Raw genomic sequence first — 22,351 nt, 5'->3', positions numbered from 1 at the left:
AAATGCCCGCTACTCCGCTCCGCCTCGGCGTCAATGTCGACCATGTCGCGACCCTGCGTAACGCGCGCGGCGGCCGCAATCCCGATCCGGTGCGCGCGGCGCTGATCGCGATCGAGGCCGGTGCGGACGGCATCACCGCGCATCTGCGCGAGGATCGCCGGCACATCCGCGACGAGGACATGGCGCGGCTGAAGGCCGAGATCTCCAGGCCGCTCAATTTCGAGATGGCAGCAACCGACGACATGATGCGGATCTCGCTCGCGACCAGGCCGCACGCGGTGTGCCTCGTGCCGGAGCGCCGCCAGGAGGTGACGACCGAAGGCGGGCTCGACGTCGTCGGCCAGCACAATGCGCTCGCGCCCTACATCGCACGGCTGAACGATGCCGGCATCCGGGTCTCGCTGTTCATCGCCGCCGATCCCGCGCAGATCGAGATGGCGGCGCGGCTGCGGGCGCCCGTGATCGAGATCCACACCGGCGCCTGGTGCGACGCCGTCGTCGACGGTCATACCGACAAGGCCGAGGCCGAATGGAAGCGGATCGTCGCGGGCGTGAAGCTCGCGAAGGAAGCCGGGTTGGAAGTTCACGCCGGCCACGGGCTCGATTACGCGACGGCGGAGACGATCGCCGCGCTGCCGGAGATCATGGAGCTCAACATCGGCTACTACATGATCGGCGAGGCGCTGTTCGTCGGTCTCGCCGAGACAGTGCGCAGCATGCGCGCGGCGATGGACCGGGGCCGGAGCCGGGCATGATCATCGGCATCGGCTCCGACCTGATCGACATCACCCGCGTGGCTAAGGTGATCGAGCGCCATGGCGAGCGATTCCTGGACCGCATCTTCACCGCGGCCGAGCGGGCCAAGGCGGAGCGGCGCGCCAAGAACGAGAAGATGGTGGTCGCGACCTACGCCAAGCGCTTCGCCGCCAAGGAGGCCTGCTCGAAGGCGCTCGGCACCGGTATCCGGCGCGGCGTCTGGTGGCGCGACATGGGGGTGGTCAACCTGCCGGGGGGGCGGCCGACCATGCAATTGACGGGCGGGGCGCTGGCCCGGCTCCAGGCCCTGACCCCCGAGGGGTTCGAGGCGAGGATCGACGTGTCGATCACCGACGACTGGCCGCTGGCGCAGGCCTTCGTCATCATTTCCGCCGTGCCGCTGGCCAAGCCCTGACCGGCATCCGGTGATTTTTATAATTCGTATTAATATTCAATGCCTTATGAAGTTTTGATGCGATCCTTGATTGCGTGGCCCCAGACAACCGTCTAAAAGTCCGCGAACGCAAATCAGGCTGGGCGAATTCGGCTTTACGCCGGAATTGGCCCTCATTATCAGAATCAGGACAATCTCCTTGGGCCGCGAACCGGTGGGCTGTTCGCGGGAGGAGGGCGCTCTGTGATCGCCGGCCGGAATTGAGAGAGCAATGAGCGTGACTTCGGGAACGAAAACTGAGAGCGGCGTCGGCGAGACGATCCGGGTCGTGATCCACGCTCTCCTGATCGCGCTGGTGATCCGCACGTTCCTGTTCCAGCCGTTCAACATCCCGTCCGGTTCGATGAAGGCGACGCTGCTGGTCGGCGACTATCTGTTCGTCTCGAAATATTCCTACGGCTATAGCCACTACTCGATCCCGTTCTCGCCGCCGCTGTTCTCGGGGCGGATCTGGGGCTCGGACCCGAACCGCGGCGACATCGTCGTGTTCCGCCTGCCCAAGGACGACTCCACCGACTACATCAAGCGCGTCATCGGGCTTCCCGGCGACCGCGTCCAGATGAAGGACGGGCTGCTCTACATCAACGACACCCCGGTCGAGCGGCAGCGCATGAGCGAATTCGTCGGCGAGGATCCCTGCGGCTCCGAAGGCGGAGGCATCTCGCGGGTGAAGCGGTGGAAGGAGACGCTGCCGAACGGCGTGTCCTATGAGACGCTGGACTGCGCCGACAACGGCTACATGGACAACACCAACGTCTACAACGTGCCGCCGGGCCATTTCTTCATGATGGGCGACAACCGCGACAACTCCACCGACAGCCGCTTCCTCGGCCAGGTCGGCTACGTGCCGCAGGAGAATTTGATCGGCCGCGCCCAGATGATCTTCTTTTCCATCGCCGAAGGCGAGCATGCCTGGATGTTCTGGCGCTGGCCGTGGGCGGTGCGCTGGAACCGCTTCTTCAAAATTGTCCGATGAAAGACGAAGCCAAGGACATTCCGATCCAATCGCCCGAGCCCGCGGCGGGCGCCGACGGCGAAGCTGCGACCAAGACACTTGCGACCAAGACGCCCGAAACCAAGACGTCTGAAACCAAATCGCCTGCAAAGAAGAAGCGGGTGCGGAGCAGCAAGGCCAAGAACTCGGATGCGAACGCGGCACTCGAGGCGCGCATCGGCCACAGCTTTGCCGATCCGAATCTGCTGATGCAGGCGATCACGCATGTGTCGGCGCTGAAGTCCGGGCGCAAGCGCGGCGACAGCTATCAGCGGCTTGAATTCCTCGGCGACCACGTGCTCGGGCTCGTCGTCTCCGACATGCTCTATCACGCCTTCCCGAACGCCGACGAAGGCGAGCTGTCCAAGCGACTTGCCGAGCTGGTGCGCAAGGAGAGCTGCGCCGACGTCGCCAAGTCGCTCGGTTTGCTCGACGACGTCAAGCTCGGCTCGGTCGGACCGAGCGCCGATGCCCGCCTGCGCAAGAGCGTGCTCGGCGACATCTGCGAGGCCGTGATCGGTGCCGTCTTCCTCGACGGCGGCTATGCGGCGGCGGCGGAGTTCGTCCGGCGCAACTGGACCGAACGCATGCACAAGCCGCGGCGTCCCCTGCGCGATCCCAAGACCGTGCTGCAGGAATGGGCGCAGGGCAAGGGGCTGCCGACGCCGGTCTACCGCGAGGTCGAGCGCACCGGCCCGCATCACGATCCGCAGTTCCGCGTCGCGGTGGATCTGCCGGGATTGGCGCCGGCCGAAGGCGTCGGTGGCAGCAAGCGTGCGGCGGAAAAGGTGGCGGCTTCAGTGATGATCGAACGTGAAGGTGTTGGCGGCGGCAATGACGGCTGAAGCAAGCGGCGAGGCGCCCACTGCTACGCGCTGCGGCTTCGTTGCGCTGATCGGCGCGCCGAATGTCGGAAAATCCACGCTGGTCAACGCGCTGGTCGGGGCAAAGGTCACGATCGTCTCGCGCAAGGTGCAGACCACGCGCGCGCTTATCCGCGGCATCGTCATCGAGAACAACGCGCAAGTGATTTTGGTCGACACGCCCGGCATCTTCCTGCCGAAGCGCCGGCTCGACCGTGCCATGGTCTCGACCGCCTGGAGCGGTGCGCATGACGCGGACCTCGTCTGCGTGCTGCTCGACGCCAAGGCCGGAATCGACGAGGAGGCCGAGGCGATCCTCACCAAGGTCGCCAGCGTGAAACACGAGAAGATCCTGGTGATCAACAAGGTCGATCTGGTCCAGCGCGAGAAGCTGCTGGCGCTGGCGCAGGCCGCCAACGAGCGCATGCCGTTCGCGAAGACGTTCATGATCGCCGCGATCTCGGGCGACGGCGTCGACGACCTCAGGCATACGCTGGCCGAGATCGTGCCGCCGGGGCCGTTCCTCTATCCCGAAGACCAGATGTCGGACGCGCCGATGCGGCAACTGGCGGCCGAGATCACGCGCGAGAAGATCTATCGCAAGCTGCACCAGGAATTGCCCTACCAGTCCACGGTCGAGACCGACAAGTGGGAGGAGCGCAAGGACAAGTCGGTGCGCATCGAGCAGACGATCTTCGTCGAGCGCGAGAGCCAGCGCAAGATCGTGCTCGGCGCGGGCGGCGCCACCATCAAGTCGATCGGCGCGGACTCGCGCAAGGAGCTCGCCGAGATCCTGGGCGTGCCCGTGCATCTGTTCCTGTTCGTCAAGGTGCGCGAGAACTGGGGTGACGATCCCGATCGCTATCGCGAGATGGGCCTGGAATTCCCCAAAGAATAACCAAGAAAAGATCGGCTACCGATGAGCGTACCCAGCAACGTCCTGCGCTTCGAAGCGCTGCTCTATGCCTCGTTGATGCTGGATGCCCTGTCGGTCGCGGTGCAGGACCGCACGCCCAATGCGGAGATGACCGAGCAGATGCTCATGACGGCGACCCTGCTCGCCGGCGGCATGATCCTGCTGCTGGTCTACTTCGTCTGGCTCGCCGCGCGTTGGCGCAAGAACTGGCCGCGCTGGGTGCTGGCGGCAGCCCTCGTGCTGTCGGTGATCTCGCTCGGCCAGATCATCGGCGAGAAGGGCATGGAGCTCGACAGCGCCATCGAGATCGTCTCCTGCGTGCTGACGACGATGGGGCTGTATTTCTCCTTCACGGGCGACGCACAGGGCTGGTTCAACGCGTGAGGTTTTACGCGGTGCCGTAGGGTGGATTAGCGAAGCGTAATCCACCATTTTGGCGTGCACGGGCAATTGGCGGATTACGCCTTCGGCTAATCCGCCCTACGAATGAACGGCGGAATCCGCTACAGTTCACCCCATGGAATGGACCGACGAAGGCATCGTGCTGGGCGTGCGGCGGCATGGCGAGAGCAGCGCTATCGTCGAGCTGCTGACGCGGGAGCACGGCCGGCATCTCGGCCTCGTGCGCGGCGGCGCCAGCTCGCGGCTGCGGCCGCTCCTGCAGCCCGGCAACAGTGTCAGCGCGGTGTGGCGGGCGCGCCTCGACGAGCATCTCGGCACCTACGCCATCGAGGGATTGAAGCTGCGTGCGGCGACGCTGCTGGGAGCCTCCCACGGGGTCTACGGCGTCACCCATCTGGCCTCGATCGCGCGGCTCCTTCCCGAACGCGATCCCCACGAGGAGATCTTTGCGCTGCTCGAACATTCGCTCGATGATTTCGACGACATCGGTAGCGCCGCCGTGCACCTGATCCATTTCGAGCTGGCGATGCTGGCCGAGCTCGGCTTCGGGCTGGCGCTGGAGAATTGCGCCGTCACCGGCGAGACCACGGACCTGATCTATGTCTCGCCGAAATCCGGCGGCGCGGTGTCGCGCGGCGCGGGCGAGCCGTGGCGCGACCGGCTGTTGCGCCTGCCGCCGTTCCTGCGTCATGGCGAGGCCGCGAGCGAGCTCACCGAGCAGGATCTCCAGGACGGCTTTCGGCTCACCGGCCTGTTCCTGCTGCGCCATGTGCTGGAGCCGCGCGGGCAGGGCCATTCCGACGCGCGTGCCGGCTTCATCAACGCCCTGACGCGGCAGCAGGCCAAAGCGGCGCTCCCGGCGCCATAAGGCGGCTCTTCCCGGCGCCATGAACCGACCGCGCCCCTGCCTTGCCCCCTGACATAGAGTTCCGCGGAACCAAATCGGGCTGGTCGCATTGGCCAAGCTGGGTTCCACAACGGGGACAGCCAAATATGTTGATCAGGGGATTCGCCTTCTCGGCGGCGCTGCTCGCGTTTGCGCCTGATGCAATGGCCGGCGAGCCGCAACCCGGCGTGTTTCGCCGGGCATCCTGTACCGTCGTCCGGTACTATGTGGCGAAATATTCTGCTGCAGCCGCAGAGACATGGGCGCGATCCCACGGTGCGACGGAGGCTGAGATCGAGGCCGCCCGCCGCTGTGTGACCAATGCGCCGGCGCCGGCCCAGGCCAAAACCGAGACCGTTACCGCTGGCTGGGCTGGCCACTAGGTCGTCCATCGGGAACCAATCGATCCTTGCCCGATTCGCTTCCACGGTTTAACCGGGCGGCATGGGAAAACGATTGATTCCGCCGGAGGAACCGGCCGAAATTCACGAGGTGCCGCTGCGTGAGGCGCTGGAAGAGCGCTATCTCGCCTATGCGCTCTCCACCATCATGCACCGCGCGCTGCCGGACGCCCGCGACGGCCTGAAGCCGGTGCACCGGCGCATCCTCTATGGCATGCGCCTGCTCCGGCTCGACCCCGGCACAAGTTTCAAGAAGTCCGCCAAGATCGTCGGCGACGTGATGGGCTCGTTCCATCCGCACGGCGACCAGGCGATCTATGACGCCATGGTGCGCCTCGCGCAGGATTTCTCCTCGCGCTACCCGCTGGTCGACGGCCAGGGCAACTTTGGCAACATCGACGGCGATAATCCCGCCGCCTACCGCTACACCGAAGCGCGCATGACCGATGTCGCGCGGCTTCTGCTCGACGGCATCGATGAGGACGGCGTCGAATTCCGCGCCAATTACGACGGCCAGTCGAAAGAGCCCGTCGTGCTGCCCGGCGGCTTCCCGAACCTGCTCGCCAACGGTGCGCAAGGCATCGCGGTCGGCATGGCGACCTCGATCCCGCCGCACAACGCCGCCGAGCTCTGCGACGCCGCGCTGCATCTGATCGAGAAGCCCGACGCGAAATCCAAGGCGCTGCTGAAATGGGTCAAGGGCCCGGATTTCCCGACTGGCGGCATCTGCGTCGATTCCAAGCAGGCTATTGCTGAAGCCTACACCACCGGCCGCGGCTCGTTCCGCGTCCGCTCCAGATGGCAGCAGGAAGAGGGCGCGCGCGGCACCTGGGTTGTCGTCGTCACCGAGATCCCCTTCCTGGTGCAGAAGTCGCGCCTGATCGAGAAGATCGCCGAGCTGCTGGATCAGAAGAAGCTGCCGCTGGTCGGCGACATCAGAGACGAGTCGGCCGAAGACGTCCGCATCGTGATCGAGCCGAAATCGAAGAACGTCGATCCCGCTTTGATGATGGAATCGCTGTTCCGGCTGACCGAGCTCGAAAACAAGATCCCGCTGAACCTCAACGTTCTGATCAAGGGGCGCGTGCCCAAGGTGGTGGGCCTTGCGGAGTGCCTGCGCGAATGGCTCGACCATCTGCGCGACGTGCTGATCCGCCGCAGCAATTACCGCAAGGCGCAGATCGAGCACCGCCTGGAAGTCCTCGGCGGTCATCTGGTCGCCTATCTGAACCTCGACAAGGTGATCAAGATCATCCGCACCGAGGACGAGCCGAAGCCGGCCCTGATCAAGGCGTTCAAGCTTACGGAGATCCAGGCGGAGGCCATCCTCAATATGCGTTTGCGCAATCTGCGCAGGCTTGAGGAAATGGAGATCCGCAACGAGGACAGGGATCTCCGCAAGGAGCTGAAGGGCATTGAAGGCGTGCTCGCCTCGGAAGCCGAGCAGTGGAAGAAGGTCGGCGAGCAGGTCGGCAAGGTCCGCGACATGTTCGGACCGAAGACGCCGCTGGGCAAGCGCCGCACCACCTTTGCCGACGCGCCCGAGCACGATCTCGCCGCGATGGAGGAAGCCCTCGTCGAGCGCGAGCCGGTGACGGTCGTCGTCTCCGACAAGGGCTGGATTCGCACCATGAAGGGGCACGTCGAGGACCTCTCGGGCCTCGCCTTCAAGCAGGACGACAAGCTCGGCATCGCCTTCTTCGCGGAGACGACGTCGAAGCTCCTGCTGTTCGCGACCAACGGAAAGTTCTTCTCGATCGACGTGGCGAAGCTTCCGGGCGGCCGTGGCCATGGCGAGCCGATCCGCCAGTTCATCGATCTCGAGCCGGAGGCGGCACCCGTCACGCTGTTCGTCAACAAGGGCGGACGCAAATTCCTGGTCGCGAGCCACGAGGGCCAGGGTTTTGTCGTCAACGAGGACGATTGTGTCGGCACCACCAAGAAGGGCAAGCAGGTCCTCAACGTCGACATGCCGAACGAGGCGCGCTCGGTCACCGAGGTGATCGGCGATACCGTCGCGGTCATCGGCGAGAACCGCAAGATGCTGATCTTCCCGCTTGACCAGGTGCCGGAGATGGCGCGCGGCCGCGGCGTGCGCCTTCAGAAGTACAAGGACGGCGGCCTCTCCGACGTCGCCGTGTTCGAGGCCAAGGCAGGGCTGACCTGGAAGGACTCGGCTGGCCGCGAATTCTCCGCGACCATGAAGGAACTGGCCGAGTGGCAGGGCACCCGTGCGGACGCCGGCCGCCTGCCGCCGAAGGGATTCCCGAAGTCGAACAAGTTCGGCAAGGTGATCGGGTAGGGGCGGCTCTGCCGTCGCCACAACACAGGTGTCATGCCCCGGCTTGACCGGGGCATCCAGTACGCCGCGGCCTATCGATTCAATCACAGCTGTCTCTGGAATACTGGATCGCCCGGTCAAGCCGGGCGATGACACCGAAGGTGTCGCGCGCAAACGCGTGGCAGCTAGCCACGAGCGCATACGTACGGGCACGAACATTGCTTTTTCCTGGCGACTGCGAACGTTTCAGTCAAAAGGCAAGAAGACACCAATGTTCAAACTGAAGGCTTTCATTCCGGCGCTGTTGGGACTCGCGATTGTCGCAGCTCCCGCGCATGCGGCAGGCAATCTCGTCGCCGTGCTCGAGGCGGAGATCGTCACGCTCGATCCGCATTTCTCCACGGCCTACATTTCGCGCACGTTCGGCTACATGGTGTTCGACACGCTGTTCGCGAAAGACTCCAAGGGCGACGTCAAGCCGCAGATGGTGCAGGATTGGAAAGTCTCTGCGGACGGACTGACCTACACATTTACGCTGCGCGACGGCCTGAAATGGCATGACGGCCAGCCGGTGACGGCGGCCGATTGCGTCGCCTCGCTGCGGCGCTGGGGCACCCGCAGCGCGCTCGGCCGTCGCATCTTCGCGATCACGGCATCGCTCGAACCGACCGACGCGAAAACCTTCGTGCTGACGCTGAAGGAGCCGTCCGGTCTCGTCATCGACGCGCTCGGAAATCCCGTCAGCCCCGTCGCTTTCATGATGCCCGAGCGCATCGCGAAGACGCCCGGCGACCAGCGCATCACGGAGATCGTCGGCTCCGGCCCGTTCGTCTACAGCAAGGCCGATCATCGCACCGGCGACCGCATGGTCCTGAAGAAATTCGCCGATTATGTGCGGCGCCCCGAACCGGCCGACTTCCTCGCCGGCGGCAAGCGCGTCAACATCGACACGCTCGAGATCCGCGTCATTCCCGATGGTGCGACCGCCGCTTCCGCGCTGCAGGCCGGCGAGGTCGATTTCATGCAATACGCGCCGTTCGATCTGCTGCCGACCATGGAAAAGAACTCTCGCGTCAAGCTCGTCAATTTCACCGGCGGCAACATGTTCGCAGGCGCCTATCGCCTCAACGCCGCATCAAAACCGTTCGACGATCCCGCCATCAGGCGCGTGCTGTGGAAGCTGGTCGATCAGCGCGAGGTGCTGGATGCGCTCGGCCTCGACGCCAAATACGCCGCGCCTTGCGCGACGTACTTCACCTGCGGCACCACTTACGACAGCAAGGCCGGCACGGAAGCCGCCGCCAAGCCGTCGATCGAAGCGGCGAAGGCCGCGCTGAAGGCGACGAAATATGCCGGCGAGCCCGTCGTCGTCATGGAAGCCAACGATCTCGAAGCGCCGCGCGTCTCGGCGCAGGTGCTGGCCGAGCGGTTGAAGCAGGCCGGGTTCAACGTCGATCTCCAGGTGATGGACTGGGCGAGCGTGCTGGCGCGCCGCGCCAAGAAGGAGGGCTGGAGCGTTTACGGCGTTCACGCCGGCGGTTTCGACCTCGGCTCGCCCCTGACCAACGTCATGGTCGCCTTCAATTGCGCCGACTTCACCGGCTGGCAGTGCGACGCGCGCATCACGCCGCTGATGGAAGCCTTCGCGAAGGCGCCGGCGGAAGAGGATCGCAAGAAGATCGCAGGCGAGATCCAGGCCGTCATGTACGATCAGGCGCCCGCGATCCCGTGGGGCCAGTTCGCCCAGCCGGCCGCCTATCGCGCCACCTTGCGCGGTCTGATACCGTCCGCCATCCCGGTGTTCTGGAACGTTGAGAAGTAACGCGATGTACGATGTCATTGTTGTCGGCGGCGGCTCCGCCGGCGCCGCTGTTGCGGCACGGCTTTCGGAAGATCCCGCGCGGCGGGTGTTGCTGCTCGAAGCGGGTCTGGACTGGCGCGCTGATGAAGCGCCCTGGGAGGTGATGACGCCGAACCCGATCCCGATCATCCACAAGCGCGAGTACCAGGAGAAATGGCAGTGGCCTGATCTCCTGACGCGCCGGGTGGCCGGGCAGGAGCCGCGCTTTTATTGGCGCGGCAAGGGGCTCGGCGGCTCATCGATGATGAACGGCCAGATCGCGATCCGCGGCGTCGCCGACGCGTTCGACGAATGGGCCGCCAATGGCTGCGCCGGCTGGTCGGCGAAAGAGGTGATGCCGCTGTTCTCGGTGATCGAGGACGATCTGGAATTCGGCGACGTCGAGGGGCATGGACGCGGCGGACCGTTGCCGGTCTATCGCGCGCCGCCGGAGAAATGGGGCCCGATCGATCGTGGCTTGCGCGATGCGGCACTGGCGAGCGGCTATCCCTGGTGCGCCGACGTCAACGGCCCGGATGGCGAGGGCGTCGCCTGCTATCCCATCAACAGCCGCGACAGCCGCCGCATCACGACCAATGAGGGCTATCTCGAGCCCGCGCGCGGTCGCGCCAATCTGGAAATCCGCGGGCACGCGCTGGTCGACCGGGTGCTGATCAGTGACGGCCGGGCGACCGGCCTTCGTGTTCACATCGAAGGCCAGGGCACCCACGAGATCAGCGCACGCCAGATCGTGCTCTGCGCGGGTGCCATCCACAGCCCCGCGATCCTGCTGCGCTCGGGCATTGGACCTGCGGATGAGCTGAAGGCGATGGGGATTGCGGTCGAGCGCGACCTGCCGGTCGGCCGCCACTTCTTCGACCACCCGCTGTTTCGCGCGACGATCCAGCTCCAGGAAAATCTGAGGCCGACCGATCCGGACACCCGCCACACCAATTGCTGCGTGACCTATTCCTCGGGCCTCGCCGATGGCGGCAAGCGCGACATGATCCTGATCGCGTTCAACCATCGCGGCATCGGCGTGCCCGGCGCGATCGGCGCAGGGCTGTTCAACGCCTATTCGCGCGGAACGCTCAAGCTCGCCTCGACCGATCCCGCGATCGATCCAATCGTCGAGGAGAACATGCTGGCCGATCCCCGCGACATGCTGCGCATGATGGATGCGGTGAAACGGCTGGCCGTGATCACCTCGCAGCCGGCGCTATCAGGCATCGCCGACTGGATCAGGCTCACCGACACCGACCTGACCCTGCCGCAGGCAGCCGCATTGCCGGATCACGAGCTCGATGCGCTGCTGCGCCGTGAGACCGGCGACATCCAGCATGCCGCCGGCAGTTGCCGCATGACTGGGGTCAACGACCCCGATGGCGTGGTCAATCCCGACGGCACGGTGAAAGGAATCTCCGGCCTGCGCGTCGCCGACGCCTCGATCATGCCGTCCGATTGCCGCGCCAACACCCACTTCACGACGGTGGTGATCGGCGAGGCGATCGCGCGGATGATGATGCGTTAAATCACTCCCGCCATTCGCAACACCACGCCGGCGGCGCAGCTGCCGGCGAGGACCGTCAACATCCCCAGCTTGAACCGGAAGATTGCAGCCGCAGCCGCGATCGACAGCACCAGCGCCGGCACATCGACGCTCGTCAGCACCGGCCTGTCGAAGTTCAGCGGGAAGGCATGCACCGGCACGGTTTCGCGGAACAGCGTATGCAGCGCGAACCAGATCGAGAGGTTGAGGATCACGCCGACGACCGCGGCCGTGATCGCACTGAGTGCGCCGGCGAGCCCGGTATTGCCGCGCAGGCGCTCGATATAGGGAGCGCCGACGAAGATCCAGAGGAAGCAGGGCGTGAACGTGACCCAGGTCGCGAGCAATCCGCCGAGCGTCGCCGCGAGCATCGGCGATAGCCCGCCCGGATCGCGGAAGGCCGCCATGAAGCCAACGAACTGCAGCACCATGATCAGCGGGCCAGGCGTGGTCTCGGCCATCCCGAGCCCGTCGAGCATCTCGTGCGGCTTCAGCCAGTGATAATGCTCGACCGCCTGCTGCGCGACATAGGCCAGCACGGCATAAGCACCGCCGAAAGTGACCAGCGCCATCTTCGAGAAGAACAGCGCGATCTGGCTGAACACGCTGGCCTGCCCGAGGATCAAAAGCAGCGCGATCACCGGCACGAGCCAGAGCGCAAGCCACACCGCACCGACGCGGATCGCGCGCGCGGTGTTGGGACGCACGTGCTCGGGCACGGCTTCGCCGAGCATGCTATCGAGCACGGCGCCGTTGCCGCCATGGCCATGACCGGCCGGGGCGAATTCCGGACGGCCCTGTTTGGCGCCGACATATCCGATCACGCCGGCGGCGATGATGATGATGGGGAAGGGAACCGCGAAGAAGAAGATCGCGACGAAGGCGATGGCCGCGAGCGCGATCATGATGCGGTTCTTCAGCGCGCGCTTGCCGACGCGCACCACGGCCTCGACGACGATGGCGAGCACGGCGGCCTTCAGGCCGAAGAACAGCGCCTCGACGAAGCTGACATTGCCGTAGGCGGCATAGATGTAGCTGAGGCCCATGATGGCGATGATGCCGGGCAGGATGAAGAGCCCGCCCGCCATCAGCCCGCCGGCGGTGCGATGCATCAGCCAGCCCACATAGGTCGCGAGCTGCTGCGCCTCCGGCCCGGGCAGCAGCATGCAATAGTTCAGCGCATGCAGGAAACGGCCTTCCGAGATCCAGTTTTTCTCCTCGACCAGGATGCGGTGCATCACCGCGATCTGGCCCGCGGGCCCGCCAAAGCTTAAGCAGGCGACGCGGAGCCAGACGCGAAATGCTTCACCGAAGCTGATGCCGTGACCGGCATCAGCTCCTGCTTGAACGTTACGGGTATCCATTACGCCTTCACCTTGTTGGTCGGCCAGTTGTGGGTCTCGGTGGTGGCGTCACGGCACCAGCGGTAGAAGGCGTCATAGAGCAGCATGCCGGCCTCGAGCTGTTCGAGGTCGTCGTCATACATCCGCGACAGCCCGAGCGAGGCCGCGAGCAGGCCGGGCGCCTCCGGTGCCAGATCAGGCCGCGCGGTGTCGGCGCCGCGCACCAGCGTGGCAAGCCGCAGCAGCGGCGGCGTCGCGATGCCGAACTCCTCGATCATGACGTCGAACGTGCAGAGCTCGCCGCGGTGGCTCCAGAACACGTTCTCGATGTCGAAAGGGGCGGCATTGAAGCGCTCGCCGACGGCGACCACCTCGGACGGTGCCACATACAGGAACACCGCATTGGGGTCGACGAAGCGGCGGATCAGCCAGGGGCAGGCGATACGGTCGACCTTGGGCCGTGCCCGGGTCACCCAGACGGTGCGCCCCTTCGCGTCGCGCGGCGGCAGCTTGCTTGTGTCGAGCAACGGTAGCTTTGCGGCCTTCCAGCCCTCGAAGCCGTCTTCCAGGGTTTCCGCCTCAGCGCCGAGCTGCCTGAGCCAGGCGGCCGTGCCCTGCGCGAGCTTGGCGCCGCGCAAGCAGGAGACGATGGCGGAGCGGCCGGCAAATTCACCGCCCCATTCCGCAACGGTCTCGTGGCTGAGCTTGATCGAGCCGGGGATCAGCCGCCGGTCGGCGGCAAAATCCTCTTCAGTCCGCACATCGATCAGGGCAGGCGCGTTCGCCGTGCCGATCAGCCGTGCCAATTTGTCAGATGATATGGTCGTGAACGTTGACATGATGCGTCCTCGCAAAAAACGAACGGGACGCGATACTTGGGCATGTCGCCTCGTGGGGAGATCGCTCAAATCCCCATGCACTGATTACAGCTAAACTAAGGGGGACTGTCAATCCGCAGGGCGATTGGCCCTTAGAAAATTGCTGTCCGCCGGTCTATAGTGCGCGCCAACAGACCTGAATCTTCTGGAGAATTCGATGCATTCCCACTCCATTGAACAGTGGACCCATGACCATGCCTTCCTCGGCGAGAAGCACGACGAGAACGAGCGGCGTACCTGGCTCGTGGTCGTCCTGACGCTGGTGATGATGGTCGGTGAAATCGTCGCCGGCTCGCTGTTCGGCTCGATGGCGCTGCTTGCCGACGGCTGGCACATGGGCACGCATGCGGCGGCGCTGGGGATTGCCGCCTTTGCCTACCGCTTCGCGCGCCGGCATCTGGGGAATTCGCATTTCACTTTCGGCACGGGCAAGTTCGGCGATCTCGCCGCCTTCTCCAGCGCGATCATCTTGGGATTGATCGCGGTCGAGATCGCCTATGAGAGCGTGCTGCGGCTGATTACCCCGGTGCCGATCGTCTATGGCGAGGCGATCGCGGTCGCCGCCCTCGGCCTCTGCGTCAACCTTGCCAGCGCCTGGCTGCTGCGCGGCAGCCATGATCACCATCATCACGGCCACGACCATGTCCACGCCCATGACGAGCACGATGATCATGATCACGGCCACGATCATCACGGTCAACACCACCATCATCACGACAACAATCTTCGTGCTGCCTACGTCCACGTCATGGCGGATGCGGCGACCTCGGTGCTGGCGATCGCAGCGCTGGTCGTCGCGATGTATTCGGGATGGGTCTGGGCGGATCCAGCCGTCGGCCTGATCGGCAGCGTCGTGATCGCGAGCTGGGCCTTCGGCCTGATCAAGACATCCGGCGCGGTGCTCCTCGACGTACGCGCGGACGAGAAGCTGGAGCGGGTCATCCGCGCGCGCATGGAGGTCGGCGACGACCGCGTGACCGATCTGCATCTCTGGCAGGTCGGCCCCGGCCATTGCGCCGTACTGCTCTCTGTGGTGTCGGACACGCCGCAGCAGCCGGCCGTCTACAAGCGGCGGCTCGCCGGCCTGAAGGGGCTCAGCCACGTCACGGTCGAGGTCGAGGCCTGCCCGCATTGATGTGATCGGCGGGAGCGGAATTCGGCGGCGCGGCCGGGGTTGATCCTCGGTCGCAGCCGATACAACAGGTTGCAAGGAGGGATGATGCCCAGGATGACGAAGATCACGTTGGCTCTCGCCGTCGCCGCGCTCGCTCTGTCCGGACAGGCTGCGCTGGCGCAGTCGGAAAAGACCGGCGTCGAAAAGCTCTACGTCCTCAATTGCGGGGAAGGCACCGCCGGAGACATCTCGCGATGGACGCCCGGCCTGAACGAGGGCAAGACGATGGACTTCGTCGACAGCTGCTATCTCATCAAGCACAGCAAGGGCTGGTTCCTGTGGGACACCGGCATCGCCGATGCAGTCGCGGCGATGCCTAGCGGCCTTGTGCCCGCCGATCCTAAGGCCGTCACCTGGCGCCGGCCGAAGACGCTTGCCGCCCAGCTCGAGCAGCTGGGCCTCAAGCCTGACGACGTCAAGGCGATGGCGGTCTCGCACACGCATCCCGACCATACCGGCAATGTCGAGCTGTTCCCGCAGGCCATGCTCTACGTGCAGAAGGCCGAATATGACTGGCCCGGCGCCAACAACGAGCCGCGCTTTAAGCCCTCGCATCCCGTCGAACTGCTGGCGGGCGACAAGGACGTGTTCGGCGACGGCAGCGTGACCATCCTGTCGACGCCCGGCCATACGCCGGGACACCAGTCGCTGCTGGTGAAACTGCCGAAGACCGGCGCGGTGGTACTGTCGGGCGACGCCGTCCACTTCAAGGACAATTGGGACAACCGCCGTGTGCCCAGCATGAACGCCAACAAGGATCAAAGCGCGGCCTCGATGCAGAAGATCGCCGATACGCTCGCCAAGGAAAAAGGCCAGCTCTGGATCAACCACGACAAGGCGCAGCGCGACAGCCAGAAGATGGCGCCGGAGTTTTACGAGTAACGTCGCGCGTCGTTCCTGCTGCCATGATGGTGGCAGCAGGACCGTGCTAGGCGCCCCGACAGAGCTCCACGAGAGGAGGCGATTGTGGGGGAGTGGCTCGGGGTCGCGATCGCGCTGGCATCGAGCACCCTCGGCGGCACCGCGGCGGCGATCACCCGGTATCTCGTCGGCGGTGCGGATCCGATCATGCTCGCGATCCTGCGCTGGGGGATCGGCTTTCTCTGCCTGCTGCCATGTGCGCTTCTACTCGGCGTGCGCTGGCCGCAGCGGTCCGACTGGCCGGCCGTGGCGCTGCTCGGCATCTGCTTCTTCGGCCTGTTCTTCATCCTGTACAACATCGCGGTGTCCTACACGACCGCGGCGCGGGCCAGCCTCGCGCTTGCGACGCTGCCGCTGCACACCATGGTGGTCGGCGCGATCCTTGGCGTCGAGCAGCTGACGGTGCGCAAGATCACCGGCGTCGGCATCGCCGTGCTCGGCGTGGCGGCGGCGCTGGCCGCGGGCCTCGCCCAGAGTCCGCCCGGCGCCTGGCGCGGCGAACTGATCATGACCGGTGCCGTGTTCTGCATGGCGTTCTACAACGTGCTGTCGCGCCCGCTGATGCGGCGCTCCAGCGCCTTGGGCTTTCTCACCGTCGGCATGGGCGCGGGCGCCGCCGTGCTGGTGCTGGCGGGAGTCGCGAAGGGGAGCTTTGCGGCGCTCGATCGCTTTACGACCGGGCAGTGGATTGCCGGCATCTATCTCGGCATCGGCGGTGGTGCGCTCGCCTTCATCCTGTGGGTCATGGCGCTGGCGCGGGCGACGCCGACGCGGGTCGCCAACACGATGACGGTCAATCCAATCGCGGCTGCCTTGTTGGCGGCGCTGCTGATCGGCGAGCCGATCACGCCCAATCTGCTTGTTGGGCTGGTTGCTGTGTTCGCCGGCATCTGGATCGCGACCAGCGAAGCGAAGCCGGCCTAGCTCCGCGGTGCGGTCGCCGCGGGCGGGCTTGCCTCGGGCGCCTTCTTCGGCTTCAGCGTGCCGGCGTAGAAGGAGATCAGCCAGACCAGGATGATGGCGAGGAGATAGACACCCCAGGCCTGCGGCGGCGTGGTCGCCCAACGCAGAAGGCCTTTGAACGTGCGGGGCGGGCCGGTGTCGTCGCTCATGGCCTGCTTGTGCGCGAAAGCTCTGGCCCGGTCAATCCGGCCGCCGTTCCGGGCGGACCAGGAACAGCGCCGCCAGCGCCGACAGGCTGAGCGCGGACGAGACGATCAGCACCTTGGCCCCCATGACGTCGATGAGCAGGCCGAAGGCCAGCGGCGCCACGGCCTGCGCCATTCGTGCCGGCGCGCCGATGATGCCGAGGCGGTAGCCGAAATCCTTCGGGCCGAAGATCGACAGCGGCAGCGTGCCGCGTGCGATCGTCAGGATGCCGTTGCCCGAACCGTAGAGCAGTGCAAATGCGCTTGCGGCGGGAGCGCCGAAGATGGCGACGACGGCCGCGCCGAGCGGATGGGTGACGCAGGCAAGGCGCGTCGACCACAGCGGATGGAAGCGGCTCAGAAAGCCCGCTTCGAGAATGCGCGCGGCCACCTGCGCCGGTCCGATCAGCGCGCCGGCCGCAATCGCCTCGACATGCGTCGCGCCCATCGTCTCCAGCAGGCGCGGAAAATGCACGGCCATGGCGCCGGTGACGGTCCAGACCGCCGCGAAGATGAAGGCGAGCAGCACCATGGTGCGGTCGAGCGGCAAATGCGGCTTTTCCGCCGTCGCCGCGGCCTGCTTGGCGCCCTTGATCGCCGGCAGCATGAAGAAGTTGAGGGGCAGGCCGATCAGGATGTTGGCGGCCGCCCAGGCAAAGCAGGTCTCGCGCCAGCCGATATGCGACAGCCCCCAGGCGGTGAGGGGCCAGCCCACGGTCGAGGCAAATCCGGCCATCAGCGTGATGCCGGTGATGGGCCTGCGCGCCTCCGTGCCGTAGATGCGGCTGAGGGCGGCGAAGGCGGCGTCATAGAGGCCCATCGCCATGCCGATGCCGAGCACGAGCCAGGCGAACGCCATCACCGGAACGGAGTGGGAGAAGCCGAGCAGCACGAGGCCGGCTGCGATCGTCAGGTTCGAGGCCGACAGCACCTGCCGGCCCCCCACGAGATCGATCTGCCGCCCGATGCGCGGGCCGAGCATCGCCGAGATCACCAGCGAGGCCGAGAACGCGCCAAAGATCCAGTTGGAGGAGACGCCGAGGTCGCGCGCCATGGGATCGGCGAGCAGCGCCGGCAGATAGTAGCTGGAAGCCCACGCCAGGGTCTGCGTGGTGCCGAGCGCCAGGATGATCGGAAGCTGGCGCTGGCTCATCCGCGCGTGCGTCCGTTTCTGGCCGGCAAGGTCATCATCGCGGTCATTTGCCGCTCGCGCGCCGAATGCGTCAACCGCGGCTGCGACATATTCGACCTGCAGGGGACGGGAGCCTTGCGCACGGCCCGCGCGTGGCTTGCGCCTTTCGCTCGTCACGAATGCACGCCATAATGGCGCATGCAATTGACCTCCCGCCTCGCGCTGATGAACTGGCTGACCGGCCAGGGGCTCACGGGCCTGCCCGAAAACGAACTGCTCCGCGGCTTCTGCGAGCGCTGCCGCGCCGAGGGGCTGGAACTCTCGCGCGGGCTCGTCGTCATCGACACGCTCCATCCGATCTATGAGGGCCGCGGCTTCCGCTGGAGCGACCGCGCCAGCAACGAGAGCGACATGTTCGAATACGGCTCGACCGCCGAGGGCGATGCCGCCAAGAGCTGGCGCCAGTCTGTGTTCTTCCACATGCTCGAGCACGGCCACGACGAGATGGTGATCGATCTCGCCGACGCGCCGTCGATGGATTTTTCCCAGATCGGCGAGCTCGCCGAGAAGGGCCACAAGCACTATCTCGCCTTCGTGCATCGCTTCGGCGAGAATGGCGCGCTCGGCCTGATGGACTGTCTCTATTCCTGCTGGACCACGCGCCGCGACAGCGGTTTCTCCGAACCCGAGCTCGAAGACCTGCGCGATCTCGTGCCGGTGCTGGGGCTCGCCATCAAGTCGGCGCAGCAGGTCGACATCGCGCGAACACTCGGCCGCGTCTATCTCGGCCGCGATGCCTCTGCGCAGGTGCTGCGCGGGCGCATCTCGCGCGGCGTCACCGAGCGTATCAACGCCGTGCTGTGGTATTCGGATTTGCGCGGCTCGACCGGGATCAGCGAGAGCATCGGCCCCGACGAGATCATCCCGTTCCTCAACGATTACGCGCAAGCCGTGATCGACGCGATCCACGATGCCGGCGGCGACGTGCTGAAGCTGATCGGCGATGGCGTGCTCGCGATGTTCTGGGGCGAGGACATGTCGGATGCGCGGCGCGCTGCGCTGCGCGCCGAGCATGTGTTCCGCAAGAACGTCGCCGCGCTGAACAAGCGGCGGGAGGCCGATGGCCGTCCCACCACGTCGGCCTATATCGGCCTGCATGTCGGCGAAGTCTTTTACGGCAACATCGGCAGCGAGGACCGGCTCGACTTCACCGTCGTCGGCCCGACCGTCAACGAGGTCAGCCGCATCGCCTCGATGAGCCGCTCGGTCGACCGCGAGCTGCTGGCATCGTCCGAGTTCTACAAGGGCCTGGATGCCGCCGGCCGCCGCTACCTCGTCTCCACCGGCCGCTACGCGCTGCGCGGCATCGGCCGTGCACAGGATCTGTACACGCTGGATCCGGAGGTCGATGCGAGCGAGCCGGTGAGCTACGAGCGGTATCTGGCGGGTTAGCAGGCTGTCGTCCCCGCGAACGCGGGGACCCATACCGCGTGATCTATCGAACGCGCACGGTGCTAGTCCCAACGAGCATCGTGTAACTGACAGTCGTCGTCAAACTTCTCCCTGGGGGTATGGGTCCCCGCGTTCGCGGGGACGACATCCCAGGCTAACACCGCGCCGGCACTTCGTCCCCCACCATGGCCGGTTGCCGATCCAGTGCCACGGCCGGCGACAGCCAGATCACCAGCGCCTGCACGCCGAACACGGCGGCTGCGAGATACAGGCACGCCTCCGCACTCCAGAGGCCGCCGACGATCGCGCCCAGCGCCGAGCCGAGCGGTCGGGCACCGTAGCTCATGATGTTGATGGCGGAGACGCGTCCGAGCAGGCGCGGCGGCGTCACGGACTGGCGCAGGGTCGTGGTCGAGATCACCCAGAGGATGGGCCCGACGCCGAGCAGGAAGAAGCTGAGGGCCGCGAGCCAGGGCGAGGGGATCAGCACCGTCAGCGCCATCACCACCGCGGCGACGAAGCCGGTGACCGGGCCGAGGCCGACCACGGTGCCGAACGCGATGCGCTTCATCACGCGGGTGGCGAGCAGCGCGCCGATCACCATGCCGATTCCGTACATCGTCAGCACGGTGCCGACACCGGCGGCGGTGAGGCCGAGATGGCGCACGGCGTACGGTACGAACACCGCGATCTGCAGGAACCATCCGGTGTTGAAGATGAACTGGGTGATGAACACCGGCCGCAGCAGGGGATGATGGAACACGAAGGCTGCGCCCTCGCGGATGTCCTGGAACGGATGGCGCCGAGGCACCGGTGCGCGCGCGGGCTCGTAGATGCCGGAGAGCAGCACGACGGCGATGGCCGAAAGCGCCGCGGCAAAGCCGAAGGCCGGGCTTGCGCCCCACCAGCCCACCAGCGCGCCGCCAAGCGCAGGCCCGCTGGCAAAGGCGATGGTGCGGGCGAGCTCGATGCGGGCATTGGCCGACGGCAACAGCTCCGCGCTCACCAGCGAGGGCACCAGGGCCGGCGCCGCCACGCTGTAGACGACGGTGCCGCACACCGCCGCGAAACCGAGCAGCGCCAGCAGCGGCAGATTGAGTGCGCCGAGCGTGAGAAGCAGCACGATGGCCGCCAGCGCGACCGCCCGCAGCGCTTCGGCACCCGCCATCAGCGAGCGGCGCGAGATGCGGTCGGCGAGCAGGCCGGCCGGAATGGCGAACAGGACGAAGGGCAAGGTCAGCGCGGTCTGGAGCAGGCCGGTCTGGCCTTCCGCAACGCCCAGCGTGAGCACCGCGACGATGGGGGCCGCGGCCAGCGCGATCTGCTCGGCCGACTGGGCTGCGAGGTTGGACCAGGCGAGGCGGTTGAAAGTGTCGGGGAGGCGCGGGGGATTTGACATGGCTCATTTCCTGCGAAGTCGGGCTGGCGCCAATATCCGCCTCCGGGGACGGCCAAACCCACCCGCTTCCCGACAGGACGGCGAACAACGGTCATCCCGGGAACCCATGCGGCTAGATGCAGTTGCAAATGAGTTGCAATAAGCCTCGACTTAGGTATTCTCGCCTCATGGATGCTCGATCGCCTGATTTGACCCCAAATGTCGCCGGCTGGCGCGCTGATGCGCCCGCTACCAAGAGCCTCGCCGAGGTGAACGCCACCATTGCCATCCCCACGGCGGGGGTATGGTGGCGGCGGTTACTTGCCTTTGTCGGCCCGGGCTATCTGGTCTCGGTCGGCTATATGGACCCCGGCAACTGGGCGACCGACCTCGCTGGCGGGTCGAAGTTCGGCTACACGCTGCTCTCGGTCATCCTGCTCTCGAATTTGATGGCGATCCTGCTCCAGTCGCTCGCGGCGCGGCTCGGCATCGTCACCGACCGCGATCTCGCGCAGGCCTGCCGCGCGACCTATTCGCCCGCGGTGAACTTCATGCTGTGGCTCGCCTGCGAGGCGGCGATCATCGCCTGCGACCTCGCCGAGGTCATCGGCACCGCGATTGCGCTCAAGCTGCTGTTCGGCATTCCCCTGATCGGCGGCGCGCTGCTTACCGCGCTCGATGCGTTCCTGCTGTTGCTTCTGATGAACCGCGGCTTTCGCTTCCTCGAAGCGTTCGTCATCGCGATGCTGGTCGTGATCGCGGTCTGCTTCGTGGTCCAGGTCGTGGCCGCCGCGCCGCCGGTGGCGGAAGTTCTGCGCGGCTTCATGCCGAAGACCGAGATCTTCACCAATCCGGAAATGCTCTACATCGCGATCGGCATCATCGGCGCGACCGTGATGCCGCATAATCTCTATCTGCACTCCTCGATCGTGCAGACGCGTGCCTATGAGCGCAACGACACCGGCCGCCGTGAGGCGATCAAATGGGCGACGACGGACTCGACCATCGCCCTGATGCTGGCGCTGTTCATCAACGCCGCGATCCTCATCGTCGCCGCGGCAACGTTCCACAACAGCGGCCATTCGGATGTCGCCGAGATCGGCCAGGCCTTCGAGCTGCTCTCGCCCTTGCTGGGTCTCGGCATCGCATCGACGCTGTTCGCAGTGGCACTGCTTGCCTCCGGCCTCAACTCGACCGTGACGGCAACGCTCGCCGGCCAGATCGTGATGGAAGGCTTTCTCGACCTGCGCCTGCCGAGCTGGGCGCGCCGCCTGCTCACGCGCGGCATCGCGATCATTCCGGTGATCGTCGTCACCGCGATCTATGGCGAGCGTGGCACAGCGGATCTGCTGGTCTTCAGCCAGGTCGTGCTGTCGATGCAGCTGCCCTTCGCGGTCATCCCGCTGGTGCGCTTCGTCTCGGACCGCCGCAAGATGGGCAAGTTCGCGATACCCACGTCCGTCGCCGCGGTGGCGTGGATCGTCGCCGGCATCATCGTGATTTTGAACGTGAAGCTGCTCGTGGATACGCTGTTCGGGTGACCGCACACCGCTGTCATCGCCCGGTTTAGCCGGGCGATCCAG

The 22,351-nt window shown here is 65.9% G+C and carries 21 protein-coding genes; 16 read left to right on the top strand and 5 right to left on the bottom strand.

Going from position 1 to position 22,351, the window contains the following annotated elements:
* The first annotated feature begins 2 nt into the window (after positions 1-2).
* The 11 genes from NLM25_RS26160 (at position 3) to NLM25_RS26110 (ending at position 11,324) form a co-directional block, all read left to right on the top strand.
* The gene (locus NLM25_RS26160; protein WP_254138905.1) at positions 3-755 is read left to right on the top strand and encodes a pyridoxine 5'-phosphate synthase; all 753 of its coding nucleotides are present in this window, start codon (positions 3-5) and stop codon (positions 753-755) included.
* The gene (gene acpS / locus NLM25_RS26155; protein WP_124157965.1) at positions 752-1,171 is read left to right on the top strand and encodes a holo-ACP synthase; all 420 of its coding nucleotides are present in this window, start codon (positions 752-754) and stop codon (positions 1,169-1,171) included. The genes NLM25_RS26160 and acpS overlap by 4 nt, the downstream gene beginning before the upstream one ends.
* A gap of 250 nt (positions 1,172-1,421) precedes the next feature.
* Positions 1,422-2,186 (top strand): signal peptidase I, encoded by a 765-nt coding sequence (lepB, locus tag NLM25_RS26150; RefSeq protein WP_015685654.1) that lies wholly within the window; start codon positions 1,422-1,424, stop codon positions 2,184-2,186.
* Complete coding sequence (gene rnc / locus NLM25_RS26145) at positions 2,183-3,049, top strand: ribonuclease III (RefSeq protein WP_254138904.1); 867 nt, start codon at positions 2,183-2,185, stop codon at positions 3,047-3,049. The genes lepB and rnc overlap by 4 nt, the downstream gene beginning before the upstream one ends.
* Positions 3,039-3,965, top strand: a complete 927-nt coding sequence (gene era / locus NLM25_RS26140) for a GTPase Era (RefSeq protein ID WP_254120239.1) — start codon at positions 3,039-3,041, stop codon at positions 3,963-3,965. The genes rnc and era overlap by 11 nt, the downstream gene beginning before the upstream one ends.
* Before the next feature lie 21 nt (positions 3,966-3,986).
* Positions 3,987-4,367 (top strand): hypothetical protein, encoded by a 381-nt coding sequence (locus NLM25_RS26135; protein WP_254138903.1) that lies wholly within the window; start codon positions 3,987-3,989, stop codon positions 4,365-4,367.
* 133 nt (positions 4,368-4,500) lie between these two features.
* Entirely contained in the window at positions 4,501-5,253 is a 753-nt protein-coding gene (gene recO / locus NLM25_RS26130; RefSeq protein ID WP_254138902.1) for a DNA repair protein RecO, read from the top strand.
* Between the two features lie 125 nt (positions 5,254-5,378).
* Positions 5,379-5,654: a hypothetical protein gene (locus tag NLM25_RS26125; RefSeq protein ID WP_254138901.1), complete on the top strand. Its 276-nt coding sequence runs from the start codon at positions 5,379-5,381 to the stop codon at positions 5,652-5,654.
* Positions 5,655-5,715: 61 nt separating this feature from the next.
* The gene (gene parC / locus NLM25_RS26120) at positions 5,716-7,974 is read left to right on the top strand and encodes a DNA topoisomerase IV subunit A (RefSeq protein WP_254138900.1); all 2,259 of its coding nucleotides are present in this window, start codon (positions 5,716-5,718) and stop codon (positions 7,972-7,974) included.
* A 250-nt stretch (positions 7,975-8,224) separates the two neighbouring features.
* Positions 8,225-9,775, top strand: coding sequence for an ABC transporter substrate-binding protein (locus tag NLM25_RS26115; RefSeq protein ID WP_254138899.1), 1,551 nt, complete (start codon positions 8,225-8,227; stop codon positions 9,773-9,775).
* A 4-nt stretch (positions 9,776-9,779) separates the two neighbouring features.
* On the top strand, positions 9,780-11,324 hold the full coding sequence (locus tag NLM25_RS26110) for a GMC family oxidoreductase (RefSeq protein ID WP_254138898.1): 1,545 nt from the start codon (positions 9,780-9,782) through the stop codon (positions 11,322-11,324).
* Here NLM25_RS26110 and chrA read toward each other — a convergent pair.
* The gene (chrA, locus tag NLM25_RS26105) at positions 11,321-12,706 is read right to left on the bottom strand and encodes a chromate efflux transporter (RefSeq protein ID WP_254138897.1); all 1,386 of its coding nucleotides are present in this window, start codon (positions 12,704-12,706) and stop codon (positions 11,321-11,323) included. The two genes, NLM25_RS26110 and chrA, sit on opposite strands and share 4 nt — an antisense overlap.
* Complete coding sequence (locus NLM25_RS26100; protein WP_254138896.1) at positions 12,706-13,524, bottom strand: chromate resistance protein ChrB domain-containing protein; 819 nt, start codon at positions 13,522-13,524, stop codon at positions 12,706-12,708. The genes chrA and NLM25_RS26100 overlap by 1 nt, the downstream gene beginning before the upstream one ends.
* 196 nt (positions 13,525-13,720) lie before the next feature.
* Here NLM25_RS26100 and dmeF point away from each other — a divergent pair, with 196 nt between their 5' ends.
* From dmeF to NLM25_RS26085, 3 genes are all read left to right on the top strand, one after another.
* The gene (gene dmeF, locus NLM25_RS26095) at positions 13,721-14,698 is read left to right on the top strand and encodes a CDF family Co(II)/Ni(II) efflux transporter DmeF (protein WP_254138895.1); all 978 of its coding nucleotides are present in this window, start codon (positions 13,721-13,723) and stop codon (positions 14,696-14,698) included.
* Positions 14,699-14,779: 81 nt separating this feature from the next.
* The gene (locus tag NLM25_RS26090) at positions 14,780-15,619 is read left to right on the top strand and encodes an N-acyl homoserine lactonase family protein (RefSeq protein WP_254138894.1); all 840 of its coding nucleotides are present in this window, start codon (positions 14,780-14,782) and stop codon (positions 15,617-15,619) included.
* Between the two features lie 84 nt (positions 15,620-15,703).
* Positions 15,704-16,582: a DMT family transporter gene (locus tag NLM25_RS26085; RefSeq protein ID WP_254138893.1), complete on the top strand. Its 879-nt coding sequence runs from the start codon at positions 15,704-15,706 to the stop codon at positions 16,580-16,582.
* On the opposite strand, the gene NLM25_RS26080 is transcribed toward NLM25_RS26085, so the two are convergent.
* Both NLM25_RS26080 and NLM25_RS26075 read right to left on the bottom strand, forming a co-directional pair.
* Positions 16,579-16,770: a hypothetical protein gene (locus tag NLM25_RS26080; RefSeq protein WP_254138892.1), complete on the bottom strand. Its 192-nt coding sequence runs from the start codon at positions 16,768-16,770 to the stop codon at positions 16,579-16,581. The genes NLM25_RS26085 and NLM25_RS26080 overlap by 4 nt on opposite strands.
* A 31-nt stretch (positions 16,771-16,801) precedes the next feature.
* A complete protein-coding gene (locus NLM25_RS26075) occupies positions 16,802-17,959 on the bottom strand; it encodes an MFS transporter (RefSeq protein WP_254141267.1) in 1,158 nt (385 codons plus the stop codon).
* Positions 17,960-18,136: 177 nt separating this feature from the next.
* Between NLM25_RS26075 and NLM25_RS26070 the strand changes: the two genes are divergently transcribed.
* A complete protein-coding gene (locus NLM25_RS26070) occupies positions 18,137-19,390 on the top strand; it encodes an adenylate/guanylate cyclase domain-containing protein (protein WP_254138891.1) in 1,254 nt (417 codons plus the stop codon).
* Between the two features lie 154 nt (positions 19,391-19,544).
* On the opposite strand, the gene NLM25_RS26065 is transcribed toward NLM25_RS26070, so the two are convergent.
* Positions 19,545-20,789: an MFS transporter gene (locus NLM25_RS26065; RefSeq protein WP_254138890.1), complete on the bottom strand. Its 1,245-nt coding sequence runs from the start codon at positions 20,787-20,789 to the stop codon at positions 19,545-19,547.
* 167 nt (positions 20,790-20,956) lie between these two features.
* On the opposite strand from NLM25_RS26065, the gene NLM25_RS26060 reads away from it, so the two are divergent.
* Positions 20,957-22,309 carry an Nramp family divalent metal transporter gene (locus NLM25_RS26060; protein WP_254138889.1) on the top strand — a complete coding sequence of 451 codons (1,353 nt, stop codon included), beginning with the start codon at positions 20,957-20,959 and terminating at the stop codon, positions 22,307-22,309.
* The last annotated feature ends 42 nt before the right edge of the window (positions 22,310-22,351 follow it).

It is taken from the genome of Bradyrhizobium sp. CCGB01, from assembly GCF_024199795.1.
Classification (GTDB): domain Bacteria; phylum Pseudomonadota; class Alphaproteobacteria; order Rhizobiales; family Xanthobacteraceae; genus Bradyrhizobium.
Note: the sequence above shows the minus strand (reverse complement) of the source record. Positions and strands in the feature narration are given on the sequence as shown.

Coding starts and splice junctions, on each gene's coding strand:
- NLM25_RS26160 (WP_254138905.1), top strand. CDS start 3: ATGCCCGCTACTCCGCTCCGCCTCGGCGTCAATGTCGACCATGTCGCG.
- acpS (WP_124157965.1), top strand. CDS start 752: ATGATCATCGGCATCGGCTCCGACCTGATCGACATCACCCGCGTGGCT.
- lepB (WP_015685654.1), top strand. CDS start 1,422: ATGAGCGTGACTTCGGGAACGAAAACTGAGAGCGGCGTCGGCGAGACG.
- rnc (WP_254138904.1), top strand. CDS start 2,183: ATGAAAGACGAAGCCAAGGACATTCCGATCCAATCGCCCGAGCCCGCG.
- era (WP_254120239.1), top strand. CDS start 3,039: ATGACGGCTGAAGCAAGCGGCGAGGCGCCCACTGCTACGCGCTGCGGC.
- NLM25_RS26135 (WP_254138903.1), top strand. CDS start 3,987: ATGAGCGTACCCAGCAACGTCCTGCGCTTCGAAGCGCTGCTCTATGCC.
- recO (WP_254138902.1), top strand. CDS start 4,501: ATGGAATGGACCGACGAAGGCATCGTGCTGGGCGTGCGGCGGCATGGC.
- NLM25_RS26125 (WP_254138901.1), top strand. CDS start 5,379: ATGTTGATCAGGGGATTCGCCTTCTCGGCGGCGCTGCTCGCGTTTGCG.
- parC (WP_254138900.1), top strand. CDS start 5,716: ATGGGAAAACGATTGATTCCGCCGGAGGAACCGGCCGAAATTCACGAG.
- NLM25_RS26115 (WP_254138899.1), top strand. CDS start 8,225: ATGTTCAAACTGAAGGCTTTCATTCCGGCGCTGTTGGGACTCGCGATT.
- NLM25_RS26110 (WP_254138898.1), top strand. CDS start 9,780: ATGTACGATGTCATTGTTGTCGGCGGCGGCTCCGCCGGCGCCGCTGTT.
- chrA (WP_254138897.1), bottom strand. CDS start 12,706: ATGGATACCCGTAACGTTCAAGCAGGAGCTGATGCCGGTCACGGCATC.
- NLM25_RS26100 (WP_254138896.1), bottom strand. CDS start 13,524: ATGTCAACGTTCACGACCATATCATCTGACAAATTGGCACGGCTGATC.
- dmeF (WP_254138895.1), top strand. CDS start 13,721: ATGCATTCCCACTCCATTGAACAGTGGACCCATGACCATGCCTTCCTC.
- NLM25_RS26090 (WP_254138894.1), top strand. CDS start 14,780: ATGATGCCCAGGATGACGAAGATCACGTTGGCTCTCGCCGTCGCCGCG.
- NLM25_RS26080 (WP_254138892.1), bottom strand. CDS start 16,770: ATGAGCGACGACACCGGCCCGCCCCGCACGTTCAAAGGCCTTCTGCGT.
- NLM25_RS26075 (WP_254141267.1), bottom strand. CDS start 17,959: ATGAGCCAGCGCCAGCTTCCGATCATCCTGGCGCTCGGCACCACGCAG.
- NLM25_RS26070 (WP_254138891.1), top strand. CDS start 18,137: ATGCAATTGACCTCCCGCCTCGCGCTGATGAACTGGCTGACCGGCCAG.
- NLM25_RS26065 (WP_254138890.1), bottom strand. CDS start 20,789: ATGTCAAATCCCCCGCGCCTCCCCGACACTTTCAACCGCCTCGCCTGG.
- NLM25_RS26060 (WP_254138889.1), top strand. CDS start 20,957: ATGGATGCTCGATCGCCTGATTTGACCCCAAATGTCGCCGGCTGGCGC.